The sequence below is a fragment of the Propionispira arboris genome (assembly GCF_900109225.1).
Taxonomy (GTDB): domain Bacteria; phylum Bacillota; class Negativicutes; order Selenomonadales; family Selenomonadaceae; genus Propionispira; species Propionispira arboris.
The window spans coordinates 354836-374393 of the sequence record NZ_FNZK01000001.1 but is presented as its reverse complement, the minus strand read 5'-3'; the positions used below and the strand labels follow the sequence as shown (position 1 = coordinate 374393).

Annotated in this window: 17 protein-coding genes; 3 read left to right on the top strand and 14 right to left on the bottom strand. The window is 39.1% G+C overall.

Annotated features, from left to right (window positions below; genetic code table 11):
* Nucleotides 1-35: 35 nt before the first annotated feature.
* The gene (locus BMY14_RS01670) at nt 36-536 is read left to right on the top strand and encodes a hypothetical protein (RefSeq protein ID WP_091828627.1); all 501 of its coding nucleotides are present in this window, start codon (nt 36-38) and stop codon (nt 534-536) included.
* Between the two features lie 181 nt (nt 537-717).
* Here the strand turns inward: BMY14_RS01670 and BMY14_RS01665 are convergent, their stop codons facing one another.
* Genes BMY14_RS01665 through BMY14_RS01650 form a run of 4 tightly spaced genes read right to left on the bottom strand, consistent with a single transcriptional unit; the run spans nt 718 to nt 5050 of the window.
* Nucleotides 718-1935, bottom strand: a complete 1218-nt coding sequence (locus BMY14_RS01665) for an ABC transporter permease (protein WP_019552064.1) — start codon at nt 1933-1935, stop codon at nt 718-720.
* Entirely contained in the window at nt 1925-2623 is a 699-nt protein-coding gene (locus BMY14_RS01660) for an ABC transporter ATP-binding protein (RefSeq protein ID WP_019552063.1), read from the bottom strand. Before BMY14_RS01660 ends, BMY14_RS01665 begins: the two co-directional genes overlap by 11 nt.
* 19 nt (nt 2624-2642) lie before the next feature.
* Entirely contained in the window at nt 2643-3770 is a 1128-nt protein-coding gene (locus BMY14_RS01655; RefSeq protein ID WP_091828704.1) for an efflux RND transporter periplasmic adaptor subunit, read from the bottom strand.
* Entirely contained in the window at nt 3770-5050 is a 1281-nt protein-coding gene (locus tag BMY14_RS01650; protein WP_019552061.1) for a TolC family protein, read from the bottom strand. Before BMY14_RS01650 ends, BMY14_RS01655 begins: the two co-directional genes overlap by 1 nt.
* 367 nt (nt 5051-5417) lie before the next feature.
* Here BMY14_RS01650 and recQ point away from each other — a divergent pair, with 367 nt between their 5' ends.
* A complete protein-coding gene (gene recQ, locus BMY14_RS01645) occupies nt 5418-7574 on the top strand; it encodes a DNA helicase RecQ (protein WP_091828625.1) in 2157 nt (718 codons plus the stop codon).
* Between the two features lie 204 nt (nt 7575-7778).
* Here recQ and BMY14_RS01640 read toward each other — a convergent pair whose 3' ends face one another.
* The 7 genes from BMY14_RS01640 to BMY14_RS01610 form a co-directional block, all read right to left on the bottom strand.
* On the bottom strand, nt 7779-8351 hold the full coding sequence (locus tag BMY14_RS01640) for a cob(I)yrinic acid a,c-diamide adenosyltransferase (protein ID WP_091828604.1): 573 nt from the start codon (nt 8349-8351) through the stop codon (nt 7779-7781).
* Between the two features lie 77 nt (nt 8352-8428).
* On the bottom strand, nt 8429-8992 hold the full coding sequence (locus BMY14_RS01635) for a nitroreductase family protein (protein WP_019552058.1): 564 nt from the start codon (nt 8990-8992) through the stop codon (nt 8429-8431).
* Nucleotides 8993-9143: 151 nt separating this feature from the next.
* Nucleotides 9144-9644, bottom strand: a complete 501-nt coding sequence (queF, locus tag BMY14_RS01630) for a preQ(1) synthase (RefSeq protein ID WP_091828602.1) — start codon at nt 9642-9644, stop codon at nt 9144-9146.
* Between the two features lie 14 nt (nt 9645-9658).
* Nucleotides 9659-11374 (bottom strand): bifunctional diguanylate cyclase/phosphodiesterase, encoded by a 1716-nt coding sequence (locus tag BMY14_RS01625; RefSeq protein ID WP_091828599.1) that lies wholly within the window; start codon nt 11372-11374, stop codon nt 9659-9661.
* A 247-nt stretch (nt 11375-11621) separates the two neighbouring features.
* The gene (locus BMY14_RS01620; protein WP_091828597.1) at nt 11622-13139 is read right to left on the bottom strand and encodes a glycoside hydrolase family 28 protein; all 1518 of its coding nucleotides are present in this window, start codon (nt 13137-13139) and stop codon (nt 11622-11624) included.
* Between the two features lie 36 nt (nt 13140-13175).
* On the bottom strand, nt 13176-14663 hold the full coding sequence (locus tag BMY14_RS01615) for a UxaA family hydrolase (protein ID WP_091828595.1): 1488 nt from the start codon (nt 14661-14663) through the stop codon (nt 13176-13178).
* 51 nt (nt 14664-14714) lie between these two features.
* Nucleotides 14715-14921, bottom strand: a complete 207-nt coding sequence (locus tag BMY14_RS01610; RefSeq protein ID WP_019552053.1) for a hypothetical protein — start codon at nt 14919-14921, stop codon at nt 14715-14717.
* Between the two features lie 438 nt (nt 14922-15359).
* Between BMY14_RS01610 and BMY14_RS01605 the strand changes: the two genes are divergently transcribed.
* Nucleotides 15360-16379 carry a LacI family DNA-binding transcriptional regulator gene (locus BMY14_RS01605; protein ID WP_091828593.1) on the top strand — a complete coding sequence of 340 codons (1020 nt, stop codon included), beginning with the start codon at nt 15360-15362 and terminating at the stop codon, nt 16377-16379.
* Between the two features lie 73 nt (nt 16380-16452).
* Here BMY14_RS01605 and BMY14_RS01600 read toward each other — a convergent pair whose 3' ends face one another.
* The 3 genes from BMY14_RS01600 to ftsZ all read right to left on the bottom strand — a co-directional run bounded on the left by BMY14_RS01600 (nt 16453) and on the right by ftsZ (nt 19523).
* Nucleotides 16453-17412, bottom strand: a complete 960-nt coding sequence (locus tag BMY14_RS01600) for an NAD(P)H-dependent glycerol-3-phosphate dehydrogenase (RefSeq protein ID WP_091828697.1) — start codon at nt 17410-17412, stop codon at nt 16453-16455.
* Nucleotides 17413-17477: 65 nt separating this feature from the next.
* Complete coding sequence (locus BMY14_RS01595) at nt 17478-18227, bottom strand: tRNA threonylcarbamoyladenosine dehydratase (protein WP_091828591.1); 750 nt, start codon at nt 18225-18227, stop codon at nt 17478-17480.
* Nucleotides 18228-18440: 213 nt separating this feature from the next.
* Nucleotides 18441-19523, bottom strand: a complete 1083-nt coding sequence (ftsZ, locus tag BMY14_RS01590) for a cell division protein FtsZ (protein ID WP_091828589.1) — start codon at nt 19521-19523, stop codon at nt 18441-18443.
* Nucleotides 19524-19558 lie beyond the last annotated feature (35 nt).

Below are 19558 nucleotides of genomic sequence, written 5' to 3'. Positions count from 1 at the left end.
TAATGGTGAGTAATCAAAAAATAGGAGGATTCTTCATGAAAAAAAGTATTTTAACACTCACCGCTCTACTCGCTTTAAGTGCAGGTACGACTGTATTTGCTGCTCCAATCAATAATCTGAGTCCAACTGGCACAGCTATTGGAATCGGTACAAATGAATCTTACATTGAACATAAGGTTTCTGATAATTTTACACTTGGGTATCAATACGTCGATCGTGATGAATATGGTGGTATGAACGACATTTATGGTCAGGTCAATGTGGTTGATCATGTTCGTGTTATTGTTGGGGATCGCAGCAAATTGCCGGGCGATAAGAGTAATTTTTATGGTGGTTTAGCTGTTAATACACCAAATGTAATGGGTGCTGAAGGTTATGTCTCGTATGTAGCTGGTTCTGATTTCAATGAAACTCAAGTTGGTGTCAATGTTGCTTTAGTTGCAAATGTTGATCTTAACATCAATTACCACTCTTTTAATCCAGACCATGCCCATAATGAAAACGGTATTGGTGTTGGCGCTACCATGAAATTTTAATAACTACATAACAAAAGAAGCCGACCTGTGAAGGTCGGCTTCTTTTTGTATCTATTATAAGTTTTTGCATTAAATATTCTATATGGCAATCGTCAGGAATGGGGTATAGGGTGAGGATTAGAAAGTCCAACGATGACCCTACAACAGACTGACAGGCAGATTATCGGCCTGTAAACCATTCTTATTCATAACGAAGTGCATCAATTGGATCTAAAAGAGCTGCTTTTCTGGCCGGATAAATGCCGAAAAACAAACCAATTCCAACCGAAAAACCAAACGATAACAAAATTGGAGCAACTGTAATTACCGTTGTAAAGCCGCCAAATTTAGAGATTGCCATCGCCGCCAGGCAGCCAAAAACAATGCCAATGATTCCGCCAATTACTCCGATAACTACCGATTCAATCAAAAACTGCATCATAATATTTTGAAATGTAGCCCCTAAAGCTTTACGTATACCGATTTCTCTCGTTCTTTCAGTAACCGACACCATCATGATATTCATAATGCCAATTCCGCCCACAAGCAGTGAAATAGCAGCAACACTTCCCAGAAGCAGTGTAATCATCGTAGTAGTCTGCGTCATAGTTTCCATAAGACTGGTTAAGTTTCGCACAGTAAAGTCATCGTCTTTATCACTAAGAATACGATGCCGTTGTCGCAGCAGTGTTTCAATTTCACTTTGTACCTGATCCATTTTCTCCGGATCAGATACCTGAATATTAATTGACTTCACATACGTAATTCCCATAAGACGCTCCTGCCCCGTAGTAAGTGGAACAATCACAATATCATCTTGATCCTGTCCCATGGAAGACTGCCCCTTGCTTTCGAGAACACCAATAATTTTATAAGGTGTATTGTTAATGCGGACATTTTGCCCAACAGGATTCATATCGCTGAATAAATTTGAAGCAACTGTTTTTCCAATCACGGCAACTCGATTTCTGGAAGTTAAATCCGCATTTGTAATAAAGGACCCCGATCCAACTGTCAGGGAACGAATCAGCAAAAACTCCGGTGTAACACCCTGTACAGTCGTGTTCCAATTCTGATTGCCATTTACCACCTGATAAGAACTGCTTACCGTTGGCGATACATAATCTATATTTTTAATTTTATTTTTAATCGCATCTGAATCATCTAATTTAAGTTTTACATTTGATCCGGCAGCACCTCGAACCCCACCCGAAGAAGAAGATCCTGGTGAGACAATCAACATATTGCTGCCCAAACTGGCAATGGAAGTCTGAACTTGCTGCCGGACTCCCATGCCAATCGATACCATAGCAATGACTGCACCAACGCCAATAATAATTCCCAGCATGGTCAATATAGACCGTAATTTATTCGCCAAAAGAGCCGTAATTGCTATGCGGATACTTTCACTAAACAACATCCATAACAACCCCCTTACCCTCATCGCGTGTAATTTTACCATCACGCACTAATAGCTGACGACTTGCATAGGTTGCTATTTCTGGTTCATGTGTAACTAAAATAATCGTTTTCCCCTCTGCATGAAGCTTGCGAAATATCTCCATGATTTCCGTACTGGATTTCGTATCCAAATTCCCTGTTGGTTCATCTGCCATAATAATCCGCGGATCATTTACCAACGCCCGAGCAATTGCTACCCGCTGTCGCTGCCCCCCCGAAAGCTCATTTGGTTGATGATCGCGCCGCGATCCAAGACCAACCGCATCTAAAAAATAAGCTGCCTTCTCCATACGTTCTTTTTTGGGAACGCCTGCATAAACGAGTGGTAACGCAACATTTTCCCAAGCACTAATTCTCGATAAAAGATTGAAATTTTGAAATACAAATCCGATTTTTTTATTACGCGTCACAGCCAGTTCATCATCACCAAGTTTAGCAACTTCTTCCCCGTCGAGTTCATATGAACCAACCGTTGGACGATCAAGACAGCCTAATATATTCATCAGCGTTGATTTACCAGAACCAGACGGTCCCATTAAAGCGGAAAATTCACCTTTTTTTATATGCAGATCAATGCCATCGAGTGCAGCTACAGTCTGATCGCCAATTTGATAAATCTTTTTGATGCCAGAAAGACGAATTGTCATAATTTATTTCTCCCCCCTACTACATTGGCGGCGGTCCTTGGCTTGATGACTTTTTTGTCGTTGTTGCTGCGCCTGCTTTATATTCGATCGACACCTGGTCGCCCTCATCGAGCCCATCGACAATTTCAACAAATTCATCACTGTAAATGCCTGTTGTTACCGTTCTATTTTCAGTTGAGCCATCTGGCTTTACCAAAACAACATACGAGCCGCTATTGTTTGTTTTCAATGCGGTTAATGGTACAGCCAATGTATTTTCTTTGTCTGCTGTATTAATTTCAACTCTGGCAGTCATCGCCGGTTTTAATAAATTATCTGAATCATCCACATCCAAAGTAACACTGTAATAAATTACACTGGCTGTAGTCGAAGATGACGAGGTTGTTGTACTACTTGATTCCGTATCCCAGGTATCACTCGTATCGGTTTGTGAAATTTTAGCCACCGTACCCGTGAATGTTTTTCCACTATACGCATCTACAGTAAAAGTTGCCTTTTGCCCAATTTTTATATTACCGATATCTGTTTCATCAACTTTAGCATTGATTTGTTTCTGTGACAAATCAGCAATCCTCATAATCACAGTTGGACTGCTATTGCCCTGAACAGCCATTGTACCTGGCGTTTTTGGCTGACCGACTACCATCCCATCCATCGGTGCTACAATAATCGTTTCATCAATATTATATTGAACACCCTCCAGAGCGCTTTGTGCCGTCTGATAATTATACAGGGCATCTTCGAGATCCTCATCAGACTTTGCACCAATCGATTGTAGATAAGAAATACGTTTATATTTTGCTCTTGTATTTGTCACTTTATATTCCGCTTCGGCTTTTTCCGTTTCGAGTTCTTTATCTTCCAGTATTGCCACCGTCTGTCCAGCGGTTACTAAATCATTTTCTTTGACCGGAACCGACTTGATACGAGCCGTAATCTTGGGACTAACCTCTACGGATTGAACTGGCTTTATAGTGCCGGTTGCCGAAACCACGGACTTCATATTCATTCGTGCAACAGCTACCGTTTCAACTGCCAAACTATTTTTAGCTGCCAGCTGCTGTTGATAATAATAATACCCGCCAGCACTTATTATAAGCAAAATGAAAACAAGAATAACAATCCACTTCAACTTTATTTTTTTCATCATTTTGTCACCCCATCACGTAATCCCATAACATTTTCCAACGTTGCTTTATATCGTGCATAATCATATTGGGCACTTATATAATTGAGTTGCGCTGTTGATAATGCCAGCTGCGCATCAATGATATCCAGCATTAAACCTTCACCAGCTTTATATTTTTCATTAGCAATATAATTGTCTTCTTGGGCCTGTTTTATTGCATTCGCAGTAGACGTGAAACGTTTTTCAGCTTCTTTCATATTTAGGTATGCCTGCCGAACGGCAAGATCCACATCATCTTGTTCTTTTTCCAGTTCAAGTGTTGCTTCTTCCACCGCAACTTTTGCTGCTTTTATATTTGAATTGGTTACGTTGCTATCAAATAAATTCCAGCTTGCTGATACACCAGCTGTATAATTATAATCACTAGAACTCGGCAAAACCTGTTTATCCCAGCTCGTGCTAACCGATACGTCAACTTGCGGCTTTTTATCCGCTGCGGCGATATCAATATCCCGTTCAGCTACACTAACTGCAAGCTTCGCCGCTTGCAGATCTTTACGATTTACCATAGCATAATCCAAACAACTATACAGGTCTTTATCAAAAACACGATACGAAAAGTCATCCGTAAGACTTAGCGGTTCATCGCGATCCATCTTGATTATATTTTTTAATGTACTTACAGCAATGTCATAAGAATTTTGGGCCTTGATCAAAGTTTGCCTGGCATTAGACAATTCTACATCCGAACGAAGTACTTCCACCCGGGCTTTACTGCCAGCCGCATAAAGCTGCTGTACATTCGTTAGATGAGCTTGATAATTGTCGACAGATTCTTGATCCACATCTACTGTTTTTTTTGCTTCAAGAATATCATAGTATGCCTTAATCGTATCAAGTACGATATTTTCTTGAGTACGCGCCGTATTTAGTTCACTGGTCGTAATCGCATCTTTCTTGCTATCAATATTTAGTTCATTTTTCCCGCCTGTATAAAGCGGCATAGATGCGGTAATGCCATTGCTATTTCCATTGGTATAAATTTGATCAGCACCATCGCTGATGCTAAATTTACTGCTGGCTGAAATAGAAAATCCATTCGCCCCTTTGGCAGCATTCAGATTAGCCGCTGCTTTTTCTTCCCCTTTGGCGGCAATCTTAATTTGTGGATTTTGATTCAATGCCATGGCTACCGCTTCATCTAATGACAAAGCTGCACATGCACCTAATGATATATTCCACAAAAAACAACCCGCAAATAACAGCACGACTCGTTTTAAACATGATTTCCTCATCATCTTTTCTTACACCCCTTCGCTTCCCGTTTACAATTACCAATACGCTACTATTCTAAAGCGCATTTCTTTGAAACGCCTTTGACTGTTATTAGAAATACTCATAAAAATTGCAATGTAAACTGAACGGATTACATTGCCTGTTAAAAATATTTGTTCTGCTCCTATCTACTCTTTCTTACAGTATAGTACAAAATCAAGCATCCGGCTACAAATTAGAAGGTTTCTGCTATACTAATAAAGAAATAGATACTGTAGAATGCATTTTAAAAAAATTGTGGCTAGCTTATCAGTCTGCCAGGAATGGGATATATAATATTTAATGTAACTTGTATATATACATAAAATAGAAAGGATGTTTTTTACATCTATGCTTAAACAAGCTCTTACAATCTTAAAAAAATTCTATGGTTATGACGCCTTTCGTCCCGGCCAGGAAAATATTATAGTCAATTTGCTGCAAGGTAAAGATACTGTAGCGATCATGCCTACCGGAGCGGGAAAATCAATTTGTTTTCAGATACCAGCCCTGATCCTGCCCGGCATTACACTCGTTGTATCACCTCTCATCTCACTAATGAAAGATCAGGTAGATGCACTCGCGCAGCAGGGAATCCCGGCAACCTATATTAACAGTTCCCTTGCCAGCAGCGAAGTCAGCCGTCGGCTTTACGATATCAGTGAAAATAGATACAAACTGGTTTATGTAGCCCCGGAACGCCTTTCTACTGATTATTTCCAATCCATTTTAAATAAAATAACAATCAGCATGCTGGCAATTGACGAAGCGCATTGTCTTTCGCAATGGGGCCATGATTTCCGGCCCAGTTATCAACAAATCACCCCCTTTATCCATTCCCTCAAAAGTCGACCAATCATCAGTGCTTTTACAGCGACAGCTACCCCTGAAGTAAAAGACGATATTATTATGCTGCTGGGTTTGGATCACCCTAACGTACAAGTTAATGGTTTTGATCGCCCCAATCTGTATTTCAGCGTATTGCGCGGTGAAGATAAAAAGAAATATATTATTAATTATGTCAAAAACCATGCCGATCAATCCGGCATTATTTATGCAGCCACCCGTAAAGAGGTCGACTCTATTTATGAACTTTTGTCGCAAAAAGGATTAAAAGCCGGTCATTACCATGCCGGAATTTCCGATATGGAACGAACTCGCCAGCAAGATGATTATCTCTATGATAATATTCAGGTTATGGTTGCAACCAACGCCTTTGGTATGGGTATTGATAAATCAAATGTACGCTATGTCATTCATTATAATATGCCAAAAAATATTGAAGCCTATTATCAAGAAGCAGGGCGCAGCGGGCGTGACGGTGAACCTGGTGAATGCATCCTGCTATTTAGTCCCCAAGATACGATGACACAAAAATTTCTTATTGATGTCTCAACTGAAAACGAAGAACGTAAGGCACATGAATTTGGCAAGCTGCAAACCATGGTGGATTATTGTCATACCCCTGACTGCTTGCGTAAATTCATAGTCCAGTATTTTGGCGAAACAAAAGCACCTGACACTTGTGATAATTGCAGCAATTGTAATGATGAATCAGAACTCGTAGACATCACCGTTGATGCCCAGAAAATTTTTTCTTGTATCTATCGGATGAATGAACGTTTTGGTATCACCATGATTGCAGATGTATTAAAAGGATCACAAAACAAAAATGTATTAAAATTTCACTTTGATACAATCTCCACTTATGGGATTCTCAGTGAACGCACTGTAAAAGATATTAAACTCATTATTCAGCGCCTCGCTGCCACACAATATTTAACCTTAACAGAAAGCGAATACCCTGTTGTCAAATTGACACAAAATGCCTATGCTGTCATGAAAGGTCAATCCTCTGTATGGCAAAAAATCAGTAAAGAACGCAAAGCCAATATTGATTCTTCATTATTTCAAACCCTGCGTACACTGCGTAAAGAACTGGCTGCCAAAGACAATGTTCCACCTTATCTTGTATTTTCTGATGCTACCTTGCAGGACATGTGCAGCCAGCTTCCCCTTACCTTACAAGATATGCGTCAGGTAAAAGGGATTGGCGAACGTAAATTAGAAAAATACGGCGACCTTTTTTTACGGGTTATTATAGAACAAACATCGTCTGAAACAGTTTCCAATTTGCAGCTTCCCCGCCACGAGGAAATGAACACCGAAACAAAAAAGAAAAAGACCACCACGAACAAACAGGAAAAAGTATCTACGTATGAACAGACTTATGCTTTATATAAACAAGGCTTCACGGCTAAAGAAATAGCCGCTTCCCGTAAGCTAAAACTCGACACAATCATCCAGCATTTTTGTCGATTATCGCTTGAAAGACCCGAAGAAAACATCAATCTCGATCAATTTATTCCTGAAGGATCAGAAATAAATATCCTCAATGCCATCAAAAAAATCGGCTCAATAAAAGCCGTATCCGCTATTAAAACTGCTTTACCCGATACATCGTATGGTGCGATTCAAGCAGTTATCGCAAAATATAAAATCCATTAAAAATTTCTTATATATAATGCATTAAATTCACGATAGTCTATTAGGCTGCCAAAAATGGGGTATAGGGCATCGCTTGCTTCCTCCGTAACGCCACTCAACCCTATACCCCATTTTTGACGATTTCCATATAAAATATTCAATGCAACTTATATAGTAAAAAATGAGGCGCGCTATTGTTATGCGCTCCTCATTCTTTTATGATTTTTAATTTTCAATTCCCAGGCGAGCTTGTATCCCTTTTGTATAATAATGCTTAATCTCCTGCATTTCGGTAACGAGATCGGCTCTAGCTATGAGCCATGCTGGAGCATTACGCCCTGTCATGACAATCTCTATTTCCGGCGGACAAATTAGCAAGAACTGTTCTACTGTTTTACGTGAAAGAAGCTTAAAAAAAAGAGCTACATTGATTTCATCAAGAATTAACATGTCATATTTCTTTGCCAGTGCTGCTTCAACTACTTCTTGAAAGCCTGCTTCCATTAACGCAATATAATCAGCTGGCGGTTTTCCTGCTGGGAAAATGACCACTTCATCACCCCAGTCCTTTTTTTGTTTCTCTGGCAGCATGCCTTCCTCGGCAATAAAAAAAGGTTTTCCCGTTGTCTTCAATACCAGATTTTTCGAAAGATTTTTTAGTATATTCTGTTCACTATAAGCCAGACCCTTCATGAACTGCATAAAAAAAATCCGTTTATCAGCTCCAAGAGCACGAATTGTAAGACCAATAGCAGCTGTCGTCTTCCCCTTGCCAGTACCGGTATAGATTTGAATCATAATTCTTCTATCTCCCCAAAAACGACGCTTTCTTAACGAAAACGTCGTTCTTTTTTTATTATGATACTTTATTTCCCCTAACGGATAATGTGCACAATATCATCATTTAAACAAACCGCCCCAGGTGAACTAATCGCTTCTTTATAACCAAAAACACCTGCACACAAAGGAGTATACAACGGAGGAAGACTAATTTCATCCACAATTTCTTTGCCTTCCTGCGAATCAAATAAAATTTTCAGCGAATGAGTCCAACACGAACCGATGCCAAATTTCTCAGCAGCGAGCATCATACTGCCAAAAACAGTGTTGGCGGCATCCTGCGCATATTTGATATCATTTTTACCAGAGATAATGAGCAAGGTCGGCGCATTTTTTAGAAAATTAAAAGGCTCTTCACTTTGCCTGTCTTTAAATAAATCATGCCCATAAGCCAAAAAAGCCTCACTATTTTTAGCATTGATTTTGCTGAGTACACTTTTATTTTGAATCACTGTAAAATGCCACGGTTGATTTTTTACTGCAGTTGAAATTAATTTACCCGACTCCAGGATTTCTGTAAGTTCCTCGTCCTTAATCTGTCGCGTATCAAAACTATGAATGCTGCGTCTGGTCAATACATTTCTCAATAAATTATTCATAAAAATCCAACTCCCATACTCTTCAAACATCCCATAATATGATGCAAGAAACCCCCGGCAATGTTTCACGTTCCTATAGAAACATTATACTATAGAGCTTATTTAATGAAAAGATGTATTCCCTATCCTGGCATGTAAAAGAAAAATTATTTCACCGATTATCTACACGATCCATCCCCATCAAATCATGCTGTTTAAAACGATCCCAGGCTAATGCTTCATACTTCGTTCCCATTTTTCCATAATTTGCATACGGATCAATCGAAATGCCCCCGCGCGGCAAAAATTTACCCCATACCTCAATATAACGTGGATCCATCAATTTAATCAAATCTTTCATGATAATATTCACGACATCTTCATGAAAATCTCCATGATTTCGAAAACTCACCAAATACAATTTAAGTGACTTGCTTTCCACCATTTTTCGCTCAGGAATATATGAAATATAAATCGTAGCAAAATCCGGCTGTCCTGTAATCGGACAAAGACTTGTAAACTCAGGGCAGTTAAACTTGACCCAATAATCATTCATCGGATGTTTATTGTCAAAAGTTTCTAAAATTCCTGGCACATAATCATATCCATATTGCACATTTTTTTGTCCTAATAACGTAATGTCAGACATCTCTTCTTTTTTTCTCTCTACCATAAGTCTCGCTTCCTCTAAATTACTTTTACTTTTAAATTTTCTTGATCAATAATAAATTTTCGGACAAAATCCGCTTTAGGTGCCGGTCGACCAAATAAATAGCCCTGAATCGTATCTGCCTTGCATTGATCAAGTAAGAGCTGATATTCCTCCTTCTCTTCTACACCTTCAATACAAACAGTCATACCAACACTATGACATAGTTTAACCGTATATTCAATCAACATTTTATCAAAATCATTTTGTAAGATTTTCTTAACAAATTCACGATCAATCTTCACAATATCCGTTGATAAATTTTTAAGATAACTAAGTGATGAATAGCCTGTTCCAAAATCATCCATCGCGATATTAACACCTTGTTTGCGAAAAAAATCAAACTCTCGATTCACAAATTCCCAATCCGAAACAATACAGCTCTCCGTAAGTTCTAATGTAATCGACTTTGCTGCTATATTGTATCGAGCCATACAGTCTTGAACAAATTCCTTGAAGGTAACATCCTTCAGTTGCTCATACGATACATTAATGCTCATCGTAATATCGGGCACTAATTCTTGCCACTCTTTGCAAACCTTCACAGCCTCTTCAAAAACCCATTTTCCTACTGGAATAATTAGTTTCGTCTCTTCCAGCAGTGGTATAAAATTCATGGGAGCCACCATCTTCCCCCGGCTATTATGCCAACGCAGCAAAGCTTCCGCACCTTTTAAAGTACGATCAACCGCATCAACCTGTGGCTGGAAAAATAATTCGAATTCTTTGCAGCCGTTTTCAACACTCACTTTTAGTTCATCCCTAAGCGAAATTGATTTAACCCATCGATTGTAAGTTTCTTTTGAGAAAAAGCACAGCTTGTTTTTACCGCTTTGTTTTGCAAGTTCCAAGGCCACCTCAGCATGTTTATGCAGTGATAAATAATTTTTTCCATCTTTTGGGAAAAATACAGTACCGGCTGAAATTGTACAAAGATATTTCCGTTTATCAAGCTCATGCTGACTATTGGTATAGCGTTGCAACGACTGAAACAAATCCACAACATCCACGTTGATGGCTTTCGAATAAATAATCGCAAACTCATCACCATCCAGCTTATAAAGTTTAACACCCGCGGGCAGGATATTTTCAATCTTACGACCAATTCGATTGAGCACCAGATCACCAAAAAAACGATTATACGTTTCATTAATGATTTTAAAATTATCAACACCAAATATCACCAGTGATCCACCTTCACCTGTGCTCCGAAAATTATCCAAGGCTGCCTTGACATCTATTTCAAACTGATACTTATTTAAAAGTCCGGTTACTATATCGGCCCGACTTCTCCGTACCAGCCGAGACAATGTCCCAACAAATAGGGCACGCTCTCCAGATGAGTCACAGATCACTTTACCATGGCAATGCATCCATACATATTCATGCTGTCTATTTTTAATACGATATTCCAGCTTATATTCATCCGTCTTATGTTCTAGAATTTCTCGCGTACTCGTTACGTAATTCGCTACGTCATCAGGATGAATCAACTGCGACCAAGACTTGATTATATCCGGCAAAATGTCTCCTGGCAAATCAAACTCTTGCACTAACTTTGGTGAAAGCATTGTAATATTTGCCTTTGCATCATAAGCGAAAAGATATTCTTCACAAGTTTCTTTTAAAATGTCAAATAAGAATTTACCTTTTCCCAGCATGCTTTCAGGCGGAATTTTTATATGCTGTTTCATTTTTTATTCCATCCATGTTCTGATTTTTTTCTAATCATTCAAACAAAATCAATTGATCCTATTTAAATAATATACAAAATCCAGCCTTTATTCAATCATATAATTAAAATAATTGCCATACAGCTTTAAATACAGCAAAAATAAGACTATTATCCTAAGACAATAGTCTTGCTTCGTATAGTATTATCAACTGTTTTCATAGAACTATAAAATCGCCTCAACAAATATAAGCCATTTTACCCATTATTTAAAATGACAAATACTCAACTATAGACCCATTGTCAACATTCATAAGAGAATCTTCTATCTTTTGTCCATTGATAGAAACATTTTTAAAGCGCAGTCCCTTTACATTACGCAAAACAGATTTTTTCTCAACCCCATTCAATACAGCATCTTCAATCGTAACATTTTCAATCGGTGACTTCGCAAAACCTTTTAAGTACAAAGCATTTTCAGCATCAATGCTGCCACCTGCGGCGGTTTTTATATTTGACAAGGTAATGTTTTTCAAACTTGGCATAAATGTACCATTTTCACCTTCTTCATAAAAGAAATCCGCATATACCACAGCAACTTTTGACTTATTCACTACACTGTTTTTTATGTAAATATTCTCCAGGCATCCGCCTCGTTTTGCATTGGTTTTAAAACGGATTGGATAATCAAGTTCCGTGCTATCAAAATAATTATCATGCGCAAAAATATCATGCACGCCACCTGAAATTTCACTGCCAATCGTGATCCCGCCATGACCATTACTAAAATGATTATGACGGATAATAATATTTTCTGTTGGCACCGCAATCCGTCGGCCTTCATTATTACGTCCAGATTTTATGGCAATGCAGTCGTCGCCAGTTAGAAACGAACAATTTTCAATAATCATATTGCGGCATGATTCAGGATCAACGCCATCATTATTATATAAATCTGTATCGATAGAAATATGTCTTATCTTGATATTTTCACATAATACGGGATTAATTTCCCAAAATGGTGAATTTATTATATTAATATCTTCGATTAATATATTTTTTGATTTATAAGGCTGAATAAAAGGCGGACGCAGGGTTGAAATACTCCCCTCAAAAATACGTTCTGTTTGCGTATCACGACCCAGTTCGCCCAGTTCAAAAAGACGTTCGCGTTGAATCTGTTGATCCGTTTGACCAAAGTAAGCAAATTTCCATGGCATCCAGTTAAATTCATCCGCCGCACCATCCAGCGTGCCTTTGCCGGTAATTGCAATATTTTCCTCTTCATAACAATAAACAAACGGTGAAAAGTTCATACATTCGACGCCTTCCCAGCGACTATAACGCAAAGGATAATATTCATTGGTTTTATTGCGGACAAATTTCAGCACAGCATGTTCTTCAATATGCAGCTCCACATTACTTCGCAGATAAATCGCGCCCGTATAATAACAGTCCTGCCCATCATCCGGCACTACGACAATGCCGCCCCCAGCGGCACTTGCTTCATCAATAGCTGCCTGAATGACTTCACCATAATACGAAATCATATGCGCATGTTTTTTTAACTTTTTCTGATTATAAACAAGATCGGTTTTAAGCTCTGCTTTCGTTCCCGGATAAGGCCCATCCGGATGTGTAAAATAAATTTCCGTGATTTTTCGAATAAGCTTTTTGTATTTAGCATCCGTTATGCAATATGTCTTTCTGTCTTTAAATTCCGGCATTGCCCGATCTACCTTATTGTCAATTCTTGCATACAAATCTTCATTCCACTCAAACTGCATCACTATTTCCTCCCCATTTATCTGCCAAACAACGAATCAGAGTGTCACACCATCTTTAAAAATTACCAGCTCATGCTTATCAAGCGCTTCCGATTTAGCCCGTTTTGTGCCGGATGCGATCTGTAAAACAAACTCAAAAAAGTCCGCTTCTACCTCCACCATTTTTTCACCTTGTAAAAGCACCCCTGCATCAAAATCAATCCAATTCTTTTTAAACTTTGCCAAAACTGAATTGCTGGAAATTTTGATCGTTGGTACCGGACAGGCAAATGGTGTTCCGCGGCCAGTTGTAAAAAGAACCATATGCGCCCCTGATGCAGCTAAAGCATTCGCTGCCACCAAATCGTTCCCTGGCGCCTGCAATAGATTAAGGCCCTTGCTGGTCACAGTTTCTCCGTAGCCAAGGACATCTTCAATCACGGCACTGCCGCCTTTTTGGACACAGCCCAGCGATTTGTCTTCCAACGTCGTAATCCCGCCTTTTTTATTTCCCGGTGATGGATTTTCATTGATTTTTTCACCATAACGCATAAAATATTCTTTAAAATGATTAATCAGCTGCACAGTCTTATCAAAAACGACTTGGTCTTTACAGCGATTCATCAAAAGTGTTTCCGCACCAAACATTTCCGGCACCTCAGTCAAAATAGATGTGCCGCCTTCGGCGATAATCTGATTCGACAGCTGCCCCACAAGCGGATTCGCCGAAATACCCGAAAAACCATCCGACCCGCCGCATTTAAGGCCAATAACCAATTGATCTACACTGCAAGATTCACGTTTGAACGAAGCCGCGTATGCACAAAGTTCTTTCATCAACGAAAGTGCGGCGGCAACTTCATCTTCATGTTCCTGACAGACCAGAAATTTCACACGGGTTTCATCATAATCACCCAGTATTTCCTTCATCGAATCAATTTGGTTATTTTCACACCCCAAACCCAAAACAAGCACTGCGCCAGCATTTGGATGTTTGATCAAACCACTTAAGATTTTTTGTGTATTATGATGGTCATCCCCCAGCTGTGAACAGCCATACGGATGACTGTAAGCATAAATTCCATCAATTGTATCGGTCATAAATTCCTGTTGCGCCGCTGTTTCAATACATCTGGCAATCGCATTGACACACCCCACTGTAGGCACGATCCAAACTTCATTACGGATACCCACACTACCATTTTTACGTTTATAGCCCATAAACGTATGTGACTTTTGTTTTTTTATCGTTTCAAAGTCAGGTGTATAATGATACTCTAAAATTTCTCCCAGTCCTGATTTCACATTATGGGTATGAACCCATTGGCCAACTCTGATATCCTTTTTGGCAAAACCAATCGGCGAACCATATTTGACAACCGGTAAACCCGCATCAATCGGCAGTAAAGCCATCTTATGCCCTGGCAAAACCACTTCTTCTGCCGTAACATGAAAACCATCCACCTCGATTTTTTCACCCTGTTCTACTGCCTGTAACGCTACAGCAACATTATCTTTGTCATGAATACGAATCATTTTTTTCATAAAGACATCCCCTTAAAAAACTCATATACTTGTATCTAGACTTTACATGACTTACTTTAGTAATCGGATATTAGCAAAAACCAAACATATTTTTTGCCGACAAATCCCCACTCTCCCAATGGTACATTGTTTCAATCGTTGTACGAACAAGCGTCTTTTTGCAATTAAAATAATACTTGAACCAAATGTGAGTCTCATGAGCGATAGTATTGCCGAAGGCTCTTGAAACTGTTGACGAAAATCATCAGAACTTTTCATAGTCAATCGACTCCTTACTAAGTTAAATTTGGATCTTTCATTTCATAAGGTTTGAAACCATAATAATGCCGCAAAATTGCTTTATCGCAAAATATTCTGTCATTGTTAATTCTTATATCAAACAAGAAATATGATAATGAATATTTATGTAAAATATATATTTATGTCTTGTTTGTAATTGCTTACAATTCATTTTAGCATTTGTAATGTATATGTCAACATAATTTGTATTGATTTGAAAGTTTTCATTTTCACATTCTTTTATAAATATATGATACCGCTTTCTTTTCCTTCGAGCTCAGTATTTATTGACTATTTGCTATAATTTTAATCAAATTTCCTTCTTTTATGTAAGCGCAAACAAGAATCTTACATTTTCTATTGCTATTGTATAAAAATTCGCTATACTTAAATATATACTAAAATCAGAGGTGAATTATGACTATTTACGATATAGCAAAATCCTGTGCCGTTTCGATTGCTACGGTTTCACGCGTTCTAAATGGCAGTCCAAAAGTCAGTCCTAAAACACGTGAAAAAGTCTTGGCAGCCATGAACGAGCACAATTATAAGCCAAACCCATTTGCCCGTGGACTTGGCTTAAATTCGATGAAAATGATCGGTATTCTCTGCACCGATGTATCCGATGCATTTTTTGCCAAAGCCGTGTCTTTAGTTGAACATGATCTCAGAAAACGCGGACTTGATGTTATTTTAGGCTGCACTGGCAATGAATTATCAGACAAAAAAAAATATTTGCAATTGTTTCTCGATAAACATGTTGATGCCATTATCCTAATCGGCTCACCATTTCGTGAAGAACAAGATAATTCGCATATTGAAAAAATCGCGAAACAAATTCCAATTATTACAATCAACAGTCTTTTGGATGTACCAAATATTTATTGCGTCCTCTGTGATGAAAAAGAGGGCATGCAAAAAGCCATCGAGCTTTTGGCGAAACAACACTGTGATAATATTTTATATCTGTATGATTCATTATCTTATAGTGGACAGCAAAAACTGGCTGGTTACAAAGCAGGGATGCAAGAATATAATTTAAAGCAAGTACCGCACTTAATCCAAAGAATACCACGAACACTCGAAGCAGCAGAAGCCATTACAACGAAACTCCTGGATAGTGGAGTCGAACTTTCTGCCATTACCGCCTCAGAAGACCTGCTCGCTGTTGGTGCACAAAAAGCTCTATCGGCACGTGGAATTATTTTACCAGTCATCGGCTTTAACAATTCAATTCTAGCTGAATGTTCTACACCTTCACTCACAAGTATCGATAACCGCTTAGATGTACTATGCCCAGCGGCTGTTACGATTCTGGCACAAATTCTCAATGGTGATTTTGCTGCTGCCCCATCAAAAACAATTTTTCCTTCCTTACTCGTTGAACGAGAAAGTTTTTCACACAATAAACCGAATAAAAAAGAAGCTGCCCTATAATAAATATGCAGCTTCTTTTTTTGTAAATTCGAAAATTTTAATTTCATTGATACAACCGTCTTGATCTCAGCCCTCATTCGGCTTTAACCGGACGTAAAAATAAAGAAAGCAGTTCGCCTTTTATATCTTGGCTACCCTTAATGATATTGTAAACAGCCTGACAAATCGGCAATTCAATTTTGTATATCCTTGCCAAATCCATCAAGGCTTCTACTGTGTATACACCTTCGGCCAGTGTATCCGAAACTTCACCTCGAACAAAGTCTTCACCAAAGCGTCGGTTGTTGCTATGCAATGAAAACAAGGTTGCCTCATAATCGCCCAGATGACTAAGCCCATAAACCGTCATAGGATCTCCGCCCATAGCTTCAATCAGATTGGATAGTTCTTTGGTCCCCCGTGCCATAAGCGCCCCTTTTAAGCTGGTATATTGAAGACCGTCTAACATCCCCGCTGCAATTCCCACGACATTCTTCGCTGCCGCACCAATTTCAATGCCAAGCAAATCTGTCCCATAATAAAAACGAATCAAATTACTGCTAAATTCATCAACAATCTGCCTTGTTACCGCAATATCATCCGAGCCAATTACCATGCAGTTTGGTATTCCTTTTATAAAATCCTGTACATGTCCGGGTCCCACCCAAACAGCCACCTTAATACCTGCTCCAAGTTCTTCCAATAATATTCTGGATAGCCTTTCTCCTGTACCAATTTCCAAACCTTTCATGCAAAGCACAAAGGTTTTATTCTCTATATTGCCTAATGCATGCAATTGTTTGCCTAAAGATCGCAGCGACTGCGAACTAATAGAAATAATCACAATTTCACCAAACGAAATCGTTTCATCCAGAGAATGGCTCAATGAAACCTGCTTTGGCAGCATCAAAAAATCATTTTTACGTGTATCTTGTAACCGTTGGTACCGTTTTGATGTTTCCCGACCCCATACCATGACCTGATTTCCCAAGGACTCCGTATACCATGCCAAAAAAGCAGCCCAGCGGCCACATCCCAAAACCGAAATTTTCAAATACTCAACCCCGTTCAAAAAGGATGGTGTGAACAATATTTTCCCACCATACCAACTTTCATATTTTATTCTGCAATCAAATCTTTGATTACTTCACCAGCGATAATAAGTCCTACAACCGATGGTACAAAAGAAACACTGCCAGGAACAGATCGGCGCGCATCACAATTGCGCGCACTGCCCGGCGGGCAGATACATTCTGTGCCACAACCGCCTGGCGCAGCCGTTTTAATTGGCTGTTCTTTTGAATATACCACTTTCAATGATTTTATGTGGCGCGCTTTTAATTCTTTACGCATCACTTTAGCCAGCGGACAGACACTCGTCTTATAAATATCAGCAACCTGAAAAGCCGCAGGATCCAATTTATTTCCCGCCCCCATGCTGCTGATAATTGGAATATTTTTTTCTTGTGCTTTTACCACTAAATCAATTTTCCCCGTTACAGTATCAATCGCATCCACAATATAGTCATAATCATCCATAATAAACTCTTTGGCATTTTCCGGCAAATAAAATTTTTGAATCGTAGTAACCTCAACATCCGGATTAATATCCAGTATCCGTTCCTTCATGACTTCAACTTTAGGCCGGCCAACCGTCTTACTTGTCGCATGAATCTGCCGATTGATATTTGTTAAGCAAATCGCATCATCATCGATCAGCACCAAATTACCGACCCCGCTGCGGGCAAGCCCCTCAACAACAAAAGAACCAACACCGCCTATACCAAATACTGCAACTTTGCTATGGGTTAATTTTTCTAAACCACTTACCCCCAGCAAAAGTTCTGTGCGTGAAAATCTATGTAACATAAAATGAATCTCCTCTATTTTTCAACTTAATCATGTGTCTCTATAACGAATCAAAACCTTTATACATTGGCAATTCTCGATAGCGATGTTTTTTATTCGTTCTATATATTTTAATATGAATAGCCATTATCTGCAACCATAGGTAAAAAGCATATCCATTCATAAAAATAAATTGAATGAATATGCTTGCTGCGGCAGAAAGCTTACGCGATCCTAGGTTTTAGAGCGATGAAAAATCGGAATTCTCTCTGCTAAATCCACTGAAGCAAATTTAGGCACATCCATTGTTTCGGCTTTTTGCACAAACAGCTCCTCCGGATTGCCCAATACTTTACCACCACCCACAAAATCTGTTGCTATAATTGTGGCTCGAACCGTATCACCTAAAGTATCATCAATGACTGTCCCAAAAATAATATTCACATCCGGGTGCGTATGTGCATAAATATATTGTGTGGCCTCATTCACTTCATACAAGCTCAAATTATCACCGCCACTGACATTCAAAATAATGCCGCGCGCCCCCTCTAAGGACTTTTCAATCAGGGGACTCGAAATAGCCTGCTGCACAGCTATAATTGGACTGGAATCCCCCTCCCCAATACCAATCAGTGCCTCAGGACTCGTACTTTGCTGAAAAATTGACTTCACGTCAGCAAAATCCACATTGATGACGCCGATTGTCATAATTAATTCTACAATGCAGCGAATGGCCTGTTTGAGTATACCGTCGGCTGCGGCAAATGCATCTATCAAGGATAATTTTTGACTGCCGGTCAGCCTTAATAAATTATCATTTTTTACAGAAATCAAAGCATCAATATGCTCCTGCAATTTTTCTATACCGATCTGGGCAATTTTTTTCTTGCGTGACCCTTCAAACGAAAATGGCATAGTCACAACACCAATTGTCAACGCACCCATTTTTTTAGCAATCGCCGCAATAACGGGCGCGGCCCCCGTACCCGTTCCACCACCCATAGCAGCCGTAATGAAAACCAGATCCGCCCCATTGAATAGTTCTTTGATCTGCTCTTCATTCTTTTGTGCAGCAAGTTCGCCCAATTCATGTTTCGCCCCAGTGCCGAGACCTTTCGTTAAGGAAGCACCAATCTGCAGCGTCTGTATATTAAATGCTTTTAATTTTTCTAATTGTTTCGCATCCGTATTTATACCAATCAATTCTATATTTAATAATTGTTCTTGGGCGATTCTTTGTAAAACACTATTACCACCGCCGCCGACACCGATTACTTTGATCTTGATAACTGCTTCATTTATTGCATTTTCCGCCATAAAACCGCGTCCTCTCTCGTTATATACTGGGATCT